Raw genomic sequence first — 9,899 nt, 5'->3', positions numbered from 1 at the left:
TAGGCCGAGGGCTTGTCCTCAGTTGCTCGCGTCCACTGTGTTGGTTCTGAAACCACGAACGGCCCCGTATGGCCACATGCGGTGCGGCATTGTTCGACAGTTTCATAGTGTTTCGGTGGTTATAGCGTGAGGGAAACGCCCGGTTACATTCCGAACCCGGAAGCTAAGCCTCACAGCGCCGATGGTACTGCAGGGGGGACCCTGTGGGAGAGTAGGACGCCGCCGAACAATTATTCAAAGGGTTGGGCCCTGAACTTCGGTTCCGGGCCCAACCCTTTTTTGTTTGCCGTCACTTGACGTTCACGTTCCACCCCGAGCATCGCCGGCATGGGTACTGCTGCAATGCTCAGGGCCGCCGGAGTCGGTATCGGTGACGAGGTCGTCGTGCCGGCCTTCGGGAACGTCGAAGTCGCCGAAGCGGTGACCCTGGTGGGTGCGCTGCCGGTGTTCGCCGACATAGATCCGGTGACGTACTGCCTCGACCCGTACGCGGTCCAGGCCGCCGTAACCGCCCGTACCGCGGCCGTAGTTGTCGTACACCGCTTCGGGCGGCCCGCGGACATACGGCAGTTGCACGCCCTCGGGCAGCGGCACGGGCTGCTGGTGCTGGAGCAGGCGGAGTGCGAGGCGCCGTACGACGAGGTGGCGCAGCGGCGGCAGCGGGCGGCCTATCTGGACGGCAGGCTGCGCGGGGTGCGGACACCGGACGGGGGCGACGGGCACACCTACCAGCAGTACGTTGTGCGGGTGCCGGGGAACGGGCGGCCTGACCGGGACGCCTTCGCACGGGCCGTACGGGCCAGGGGAGTTGACTGCCGTGTGCCAGTGAAGACGCCGGTGCACCGGCTGCCGGAGTTCCGGCGGTACGTGTCGCTGCCGGAGACCGAGCGGGCCGCCGACGAGACGCTGGCGCTGCCGGTCGACGCCTCCTTGACCAAGCGGGACATGCAGCGGATCGTGGCCGCCTGCAATGCCCTTGGAGGACTGCTCCAGCCTGCCTCGTGACGGGTTTTGGAAGTCAGGTCTGTTCGGGGTATGATCTATTTCGTTGCCGCGAGGGAAACCTCGAAAAGTGACAAGCCCCTATAGCTCAGTCGGCAGAGCGTCTCCATGGTAAGGAGAAGGTCAACGGTTCGATTCCGTTTGGGGGCTCAAGAATAAAAGGCCTCCGCCCATTGGGCGGGGGCCTTTCTCGTATCCCCGAGCCTTCAGTCCTGGTGCGGTTCCGGAACTCGCATTGCCAGGATCGCCATGTCGTCGGACGGGGCGTCCGAGGCGAAGCGCTCCACCGCGCGCATGATCCGGGCCGCGACCGCACCCGCCGTCAGGCCCGTGCAGGTCGTCAGGACGTCGGCCAGGCCGTCGTCGCCGAGCATGCGGCTGCCCTCGCGGCGCTCCGTCACACCGTCCGTCACACACAGCAGGACGTCGCCCGGGTCGAGCGTGACCGTCTGCTCGTACAGCTCCAGGTCCTCCATGACGCCCAGCAGCGGCTGCGGTTCGGCGGCCGCCTCGACCGTGCCGTCCTGGCGCAGGCGCAGCGGCAGGGGATGACCGGCGCAGACCACCTTCAGCTCGGCGCTGCCGTCCTCCTGCGGGCGCATCTCGCCGTACAGGAGGGTGAGGAAGCGGCTGCGGGCGCCCTCGTCGAGAATGGCCGAATTGAGGCGCTCCAGGACGGCCGGGCCGCTCAGGCCCTCGCGGGCCAGCAGGCGCAGGGCGTGCCGGGCCAGGCCCGTCACCGCGGCCGCGTTCGGGCCCGTACCGCAGACGTCGCCGATGGCGAAGCCGTACGCGCCGTCGCTGATCGGGAAGAGGTCGTAGAAGTCACCGCCGACCTCGTTGCCCTCGCCGGCCGCGCGGTAGATGACCTCGACCTCGACGCCGTCGATGTCCGGCAGCTCCGGGGGCAGGAGGCTGCGCTGGAGGGACTGGCTGATGGCCGTGCGCTCCGAGTACAGGCGGGCGTTGTCCAGGGCCAGGGCGGCCCGGCGGGACAGGTCCTCGGCCAGCTCCAGGATCTCCTGGCGGAAGTGCTCGTCGGTGGGCTTGCCGAGGGTGAGCATGCCGATGACGCGGTTGCGCGCCACCAGGGGCAGGACCACGGTCTCGCCGCCGACGGCGGAGGCCACCGCGAGGGTCGGGCCCATCGCCGAGGCGATCTGGTGGGTGGGGCCGCCGCCGAGGCCCAGGCTGCGCATGGAGCTGCGCAGGGCCGCCTGGTGGGCCGTCTCCCCGGGGGCGTTCCACACGCGGGCGCCGGGCGTGGGCACTGGGTCCGGCGGGGGGATCTTGGAGAGCAACGACTTGATGCCGTCGATGAGTTCCTCGTCCTCGTGCAGGACGTACGACAGGTACGGCTCGGAGGCCTGGTCGGCGATCGTGTAGACCGCGCACCAGGTGGCCAGGGTCGGCACCGTCATCTGCGCCATCAGGGCGAGCGTCTGGTCGCGGTCCAGGGTGCCGGCGAGCAGGTCGGAGGCCTCGACGAGGAAGCTGAGCGAGCCGCGGCGCAGCCGCTCCAGCTCGCCGAGGCGGGCGGACTCGACGGCGAGGGCGATGCGGTCCGCGGCGAACTGCAGGCGCAGTGCCTCCTCGTTGGAGTAGCGGCCGGGGGCCTCCGCGGCGACGCCGAGGGAGCCGGTGAGGCGGCCCTCGACCTTGAGCGGGACGGTGACCACCGAGCGCATGCCGGTGCCGTTCAGCAGGGGTACGGCGCCCGGGACGGCCGTCAGGTCCTCGTGGACGGCCGGCATACGGGCCGAGCCGTAGCGGCCGGGGCCGGCCTCGACGGGGACGCGGGCGAAGCGCTGGCGGGCGGAGGGCAGGCCGGTGGAGGCGCGGACCTCCAGCTCCGTCTCGTCGTCGGTGGCGAGCAGGAGGAAGGCGGAGTCGCCGTCCAGCATGTCGCGGGCGCGTTCCACGGTGCGCTGGAGGAGGCCGTCGAGGTCGTCCGGGGCGGGCGAGCCGATGAACATCTCGAACGGGTCCGCGTTCTGCCCGTCGCCGCCGCCCACGTCGGTGGCGGGGGCGCGCAGCGGGGTCTGCAGGACGGCGCGTTCGTGGTCGCGTACCAGGAGGCAGACCGTGGAGGGCTCGCCGTCGGCGTCACGGACGCGGAGGTGGGAGGCGTACACCGGGGTGACGCGGCCGTTCGCGTCGCGGATGCCGTAGCTGCCCTCCCAGCGGGACAGGCGCAGGGCCTCGGCGATGCCGGTGCCGGTGCCCGGGGTGTGCGGCCAGGCGGCGAGGTCGGTGAGGGGCTTGCCGGTGACCTGGTCGGCGGCGTAGCCGAAGAGGTCCTCGGCGTCCTCGTTCCAGGCGGTGATCGTGCCCGTGCGGTCGATCTGGACGACGGCCACCCGGACCCGGCCGTCGGCCAGCGGCAGCAGCTCGGCGGGGAGGGCGGGGCCGGCGGCTCGGGTGCCGACCGGGCGTTCGGGCAGGTCGAGCTGGAACCAGACGTTCTTGTGTGTGGGGGTGTACTCCACGCCCCAGCGGCCGGCGAGGGCCGCGCACAGCTGGAGGCCGCGTCCGCCCTCGCGGTCGGGGCTGCCCATGGTCACGGCCGCGCCCTGGAGGGGGATCTCACGTTCGGGGTAGCGGTCGGAGACCTCGATGCGGACGCCGTCCTCGGTGCGCAGGCACAGGACGTCGGCGTGGGTGCCTGCGTGGACGACGGCGTTGGTGACCAGCTCGCTGGTGAGGACCACGGCGTCGTCGACGATGTCGGCGAAGCCCCAGCCCTGGAGGGTGTCGCGGACGAAGGAGCGGGCGGTGGCGACCGAGCGCCCCACGGGCTCGAAGCTGGCAGCCGCGCGCGCGGTGATCACAGAACTCCTCGGCCGGTCGTCGACGTGCTGGGCTGTCCGGTCGCCGGGCCCGCTCCGCTGGTGTGGCGGGCGCGTGCTCGTCGGCCGGGGTTCCGGGGGCTGTCCCCCAGGGATCAGTCCGGTGGTCATCTCTGCGGCCGCCCCTCCGATGCCCGCTCGTTCCCGTGCCACCGCCCAGGCCGGACGGACCGGCGTGGCTGGACAGCCGCATGCAAGGTTACTTACCTTCCCCGTCCGTGCGGATGCCGGTCACCAGTGTTTCCGTCCGGAGGGTGTGCGGACGATGTGCGAAGCTGCCGAACTGTTATGGCCTGGTTCGGTGAGGGTGAAACACTGGGCAGGCTCCTGGTGAAGGTCCGGGCAGGCCGAGTGTCTTCTGTGTACGGCGGGCAGCAGCCCGTTCGTGTGGCCCGACGGCGTCGGGCGGACACGGGCAGCGGTATCTGGTACGCCGGGCAAGCGGTACCCGGTACGGCACTACGAGCACAGCAGTGACGGTCGACCCTTGCGGGAGGGACACAGTGGAGTCTGGCGGAGCGGCGCGGGGCACGAAGACGCGCGCGAAAGGCGGACCGTCCCTGAGCAGTCGGCGCACACCACGCGGCGGGACCACCGTGGTGGACACGGCGGCGCTGAACCGGTTGCTGGCCGCGCTGGTCTCCATGCGGGACGGGAATTTCCGCAAGCGGCTGACGGTGTCCGGCGACGGTGTGATGTCGGAGATCGCGGCGGTCTTCAACGAGGTCGCCGACCGGAATCTGCATCTGACGGGCGAGCTGGCGCGGGTGCGGCGCATGGTGGGCCGTGAGGGCAAGCTCACGGAGCGGCTGGAGACGGGGGCCTGTGAGGGCTCCTGGGCGGCCGCGATCGACAACTCAAACGCCCTGGTCGACGACCTGGTGCGGCCGGTCTCCGAGGTCAGCCGGGTGCTGTCGGCGGTCGCGGAGGGCGATCTGTCGCCGCGGATGGAGCTGCGGACGCTGTCGGCGGACGGGTCCGGGCATCCGCTGCGCGGGGAGTTCCTGAAGGTCGGGCGGACTGTCAACAACCTTGTCGATCAGTTGTCCACCTTCACCGACGAGGTCACGCGGGTGGCCAGCGAGGTGGGCACCGAGGGCAAGCTGGGCGGGCAGGCACGCGTGCGTGGCCTGTCGGGTTCGTGGAAGGACCTGACGGACTCCGTCAACACGATGGCGTCCCGGCTGACCGCCCAGGTGCGGGACATCGCGCTGGTGACCACGGCCGTCGCCAAGGGTGACCTGTCGCGCAAGGTGACCGTGCATGTCGCCGGCGAGATGCTGGAGCTGAAGAACACCGTCAACACGATGGTCGACCAGCTCTCCGCGTTCTCCTCCGAGGTGACGCGGGTCGCGCGCGAGGTGGGCACCGAGGGCATCCTCGGCGGCCAGGCGCAGGTGTCGGACGTGGACGGGGTCTGGAAGGAGCTGACCGACTCCGTCAACACGATGGCAGGAAACCTCACCGCCCAGGTGCGGGGCATCGCCGAGGTGACGACGGCCGTCGCCAACGGTGACCTGTCGCGCAAGGTGACGGTGCCGGCGCGCGGTGAGGTGGCGCAGCTCGCCGACACGATCAACCAGATGACCGAGACGCTGCGGATCTTCGCCGACGAGGTCACGCGCGTGGCGAACGAGGTCGGCGCCGAGGGGCGGCTCGGCGGGCAGGCGAACGTGCCGGGCGCGGCGGGCACGTGGAAGGACCTGACGGACTCCGTCAACACGGTGTTCCGGAACCTGACCACGCAGGTGCGGGACATCGCCGCGGTGACGACGGCGGTGGCCAACGGTGATCTGTCGCAGAAGGTCACCGTGGACGTGGCCGGCGAGATGCTGGAGCTGAAGAACACCGTCAACGGGATGGTGGACCAGCTGTCGGCGTTCGGTGCCGAGGTGACCCGCGTGGCGCGGGAGATCGGTGTCGAGGGCGAGCTGGGCGGGCAGGCGCAGGTGCCGGGCGCGGCGGGCACGTGGAAGGACCTGACGGACTCCGTCAACACGGCGTTCCGCAACCTCACCGGTCAGGTGCGCAACATCGCCCAGGTGACGACGGCGGTGGCCAACGGTGATCTGTCGCAGAAGGTCACCGTGGACGTCTCCGGTGAGATGCTCCAGCTGAAGAACACCGTGAACCGCATGGTGGACCAGCTGTCGTCGTTCGCCGACCAGGTGACGCGGATGGCCCGGGACGTGGGCACGGAGGGCCGGCTGGGCGGGCAGGCCCGGGTGGACGGTGTGTCGGGCACCTGGAAGGAGTTGACCGACTCCGTCAACTTCATGGCCGGCAACCTCACCTCTCAGGTGCGGCAGATCGCCCAGGTGACGACGGCCGTGGCGCGCGGTGACCTGTCGCAGAAGATCGACGTGGACGCGCGCGGGGAGATCCTGGAGCTGAAGAACACCATCAACACGATGGTCGACCAGCTCTCCGCCTTCGCCGACCAGGTGACCCGGGTGGCCCGTGAGGTGGGCACCGACGGGCGCCTCGGCGGTCAGGCGCAGGTGCCGGGCGTGGCGGGTGTGTGGCGGGACCTGACGGATTCCGTGAACGGAATGGCAGGAAACCTCACCGCGCAGGTCCGCAACATCGCCCAGGTGGCCACGGCGGTGGCCCGCGGTGACCTCTCCCAGAAGATCACCGTGGACGCGCGCGGGGAGATCCTGGAGCTGAAGAACACCCTGAACACGATGGTCGACCAGCTGTCGTCGTTCGCCCAGGAGGTCACGCGGGTGGCCCGTGAGGTGGGCACCGAGGGCATCCTGGGCGGCCAGGCCGAGGTGCAGGGCGTCTCCGGCACCTGGAAGGACCTCACCCAGTCGGTGAACGGCATGGCGAACAACCTGACCCTTCAGGTGCGCTCCATCGCCGAGGTCACCACCGCGGTCGCTAAGGGCGACCTGTCGAAGAAGATCACCGTCGACGCCAAGGGCGAGATCCTGGAGCTGGTGACCACCGTCAACACGATGGTCGACCAGCTGTCCTCGTTCGCCGAGCAGGTCACGCGGGTGGCCCGTGAGGTGGGTACCGAGGGCATCCTGGGCGGCCAGGCGCATGTGCAGGGTGTCACGGGCATCTGGAAGGACCTCAGCGACAACGTCAACCTGATGGCCAAGAACCTGACCATGCAGGTGCGCAACATCTCCCAGGTGTCGGCCGCGGTCGCCAACGGCGACCTGACCCGGCAGGTCACCATCGAGGCGCGCGGTGAGGTCGCGCAGCTCGCCGACACGATCAACACGATGGTGAAGACGCTGAGCTCGTTCGCCGAGCAGGTCACCAAGGTGGCCCGTGAGGTGGGCACGGACGGCATCCTGGGCGGTCAGGCGCATGTGCCGGGTGTGGCGGGCACGTGGAAGGACCTCACCGAGTCGGTGAACCAGATGGCGTCCAACCTGACCGGTCAGGTGCGCAACATCGCCATGGTCACCACCGCCATCGCCAAGGGCGACCTGACGAAGAAGATCGACATCGATGCCCGCGGCGAGATCCTGGAGCTGAAGACGACCATCAACACGATGGTCGACCAGCTGTCCTCCTTCGCCGAGGAGGTCACCCGGGTGGCCCGTGAGGTGGGTACGGAGGGCCAGCTCGGCGGGCAGGCACGCGTGCGTGACGTGGACGGCACGTGGCGGGACCTGACCGAGTCCGTGAACGAGATGGCCGGGAACCTGACCCGGCAGGTGCGGGCCATCGCGCGCGTGGCGACCGCGGTGACCCGCGGTGACCTGAACCTGAAGATCGACGTGGACGCCTCGGGCGAGATCCAGGAGCTTCAGGACTACATCAACAAGATGATCGCCAACCTGCGGGACACCACGGTCGCCAACCAGGAGCAGGACTGGCTCAAGGGCAACCTGGCCCGTATCTCCGGTCTGATGCAGGGCCGCCGGGACCTGGAGGACGTCGCCTCCCTGATCATGAGCGAGCTGACGCCGGTGGTCTCGGCGCAGCACGGCGCGTTCTTCGTGGCCATGCCGCTCGTCGACGGGCAGGACGTCGGCGAGGACGAGGACGACCGCTACGAGCTGCGGATGCTGGGCTCCTACGGCTACTCGATGGGCTCCATGCCGACGTCGTTCCGGCCCGGTGAGGCGCTGGTCGGGACGGCCGCCCAGGAGAAGCGCACGATCCTCGTGGAGAACGCGCCCAGCGGCTATCTGAAGATCTCCTCCGGGCTCGGCGAGGCGCCGCCCGCGCAGGTGATCGTGCTGCCGGTGCTGTTCGAGGGCAAGGTGCTCGGCGTGATCGAGCTGGCGTCGTTCACGCCGTTCACGCAGATCCAGAAGGACTTCCTCAACCAGATCGCGGAGATGATCGCGACGAGCGTCAACACCATCTCCGTCAACACCAAGACCGAGCTGCTGCTGAAGCAGTCGCAGGAGCTGACCGAGCAACTCCGGGAGCGGTCGGCCGAGTTGGAGCAGCGGCAGAAGGCCCTGCAGGCGTCCAACGCCGAACTGGAGGAAAAGGCCGAGCTGCTGGCCCAGCAGAACCGTGACATCGAGGTGAAGAACACCGAGATCGAGGAGGCACGGCAGGTCCTGGAGGAGCGCGCCGAGCAGCTCGCGGTGTCGATGCGCTACAAGAGCGAGTTCCTCGCCAACATGTCGCACGAGCTGCGCACGCCGCTGAACTCGCTGCTGATCCTGGCCAAGCTGCTCGCCGACAACGCCGAGGGGAACCTCTCACCGAAGCAGGTGGAGTTCGCCGAGACCATCCACGGCGCCGGTTCCGACCTGCTGCAGCTGATCAACGACATCCTCGACCTGTCGAAGGTGGAGGCGGGCAAGATGGACGTCTCCCCGACGCGCATCGCGCTCGTCCAGCTCGTGGACTACGTGGAGGCCACGTTCCGGCCGCTGACCGCGGAGAAGGGCCTGGACCTGTCGGTGCGGATCTCGCCGGAGCTGCCGGCCACGCTGCACACCGACGAGCAGCGGCTGCTGCAGGTGCTGCGCAACCTGCTGTCCAACGCGGTGAAGTTCACCGACTCCGGCTCGGTGGAGCTGGTGATCCGGCCGGCCGGGTCGGACGTGCCGCCGTCGATCCGGGAGCAGCTCCTTGAGGCCGGTTCGCTCACCGAGCCGGACGCGCCGCTGATCGCCTTCTCGGTGACCGACACCGGTATCGGCATCGCCGCGAGCAAGATGCGGGTGATCTTCGAGGCGTTCAAGCAGGCCGACGGCACCACCAGCCGCAAGTACGGCGGCACCGGCCTGGGGCTGTCGATCTCGCGGGAGATCGCCCAGCTGCTCGGCGGTGAGATCCACGCGCAGAGCGAGCCGGGGCGCGGTTCGACCTTCACGCTGTACCTGCCGCTGCACCCGAGCGAGCTGCCGCCGCACGGGTACCAGCAGCCGGTGCCCGCGCTGGAGGCCGGTGACCTGGTGGCGTCGGAGGCGCACCTGTCGGAGTTGGCCGAGGCGGCGATCGAGACGCCGGCCGAGGTGAAGTCGTACCACGAGACGCAGAACGGGCCGGCGGCGCTCTTCCGGCGCCGGCGCCGGGGCGTGGGCGCGCAGGCGGCCCGCGACGCCCAGCAGGCCGTGCACGGGGAGCAGTGGGCGGCCGGCGAGCGGGACGCGGCGCAGCAGCCGTACCGCGGGATCCGCTTCGGTGGCCAGAAGGTGCTCATCGTCGACGACGACATCCGCAACGTCTTCGCGCTGACCAGCGTGCTGGAGCAGCACGGGCTGTCGGTGTTGTACGCGGAGAACGGCCGGGAGGGCATCGAGGTGCTGGAGCAGCACGACGACGTGGCGGTCGTGCTGATGGACATCATGATGCCGGAGATGGACGGGTACGCGACGACGACGGCGATCCGCCGGATGCCGCAGTTCTCCGGGCTGCCGATCATCGCGCTGACCGCGAAGGCGATGAAGGGCGACCGGGAGAAGGCGATCGAGTCGGGCGCCTCCGACTACGTCACCAAGCCGGTCGATCCCGATCATCTTCTGTCGGTGATGGAGCAGTGGATGCGGGGGGAATGATCAGTAGATGTTCACCCGGAGTCGCTGACACCGCGTGCCCGTAGCCGTGTAGAAAGAC

3 protein-coding genes, 1 tRNA gene and 1 rRNA gene are annotated in these 9,899 nt (G+C 69.6%); 4 read left to right on the top strand and 1 reads right to left on the bottom strand.

The features are described from left to right. The first annotated feature begins 111 nt into the window (after window positions 1-111). The 3 genes from rrf to IE308_RS09040 all read left to right on the top strand — a co-directional run bounded on the left by rrf (window position 112) and on the right by IE308_RS09040 (window position 1,152). Window positions 112-228: ribosomal RNA gene (gene rrf / locus IE308_RS09050) — 5S ribosomal RNA — on the top strand. Window positions 229-342: 114 nt separating this feature from the next. Further along, window positions 343-1,005: a DegT/DnrJ/EryC1/StrS family aminotransferase gene (locus IE308_RS09045; RefSeq protein WP_190217421.1), complete on the top strand. Its 663-nt coding sequence runs from the start codon at window positions 343-345 to the stop codon at window positions 1,003-1,005. Window positions 1,006-1,079: 74 nt separating this feature from the next. Beyond that, window positions 1,080-1,152 (top strand) — tRNA-Thr (locus tag IE308_RS09040). A gap of 56 nt (window positions 1,153-1,208) precedes the next feature. Here IE308_RS09040 and IE308_RS09035 read toward each other — a convergent pair. Next, the gene (locus IE308_RS09035) at window positions 1,209-3,962 is read right to left on the bottom strand and encodes a SpoIIE family protein phosphatase (RefSeq protein WP_110631437.1); all 2,754 of its coding nucleotides are present in this window, start codon (window positions 3,960-3,962) and stop codon (window positions 1,209-1,211) included. A 392-nt stretch (window positions 3,963-4,354) separates the two neighbouring features. Between IE308_RS09035 and IE308_RS09030 the strand changes: the two genes are divergently transcribed. Continuing rightward, entirely contained in the window at window positions 4,355-9,841 is a 5,487-nt protein-coding gene (locus IE308_RS09030; RefSeq protein ID WP_190217296.1) for a HAMP domain-containing protein, read from the top strand. The last annotated feature ends 58 nt before the right edge of the window (window positions 9,842-9,899 follow it).

The sequence above is a fragment of the Streptomyces griseosporeus genome (assembly GCF_014656055.1).
Taxonomy (GTDB): domain Bacteria; phylum Actinomycetota; class Actinomycetes; order Streptomycetales; family Streptomycetaceae; genus Streptomyces; species Streptomyces griseosporeus.
This window is presented reverse-complemented; position numbering and strand designations above follow the sequence as displayed.

Excerpts from the sequence above, each read along its gene's own strand:
- IE308_RS09045 (WP_190217421.1), top strand. The coding sequence starts at position 343 with ATGCTCAGGGCCGCCGGAGTCGGTATCGGTGACGAGGTCGTCGTGCCG.
- IE308_RS09035 (WP_110631437.1), bottom strand. The coding sequence starts at position 3,962 with ATGACCACCGGACTGATCCCTGGGGGACAGCCCCCGGAACCCCGGCCG.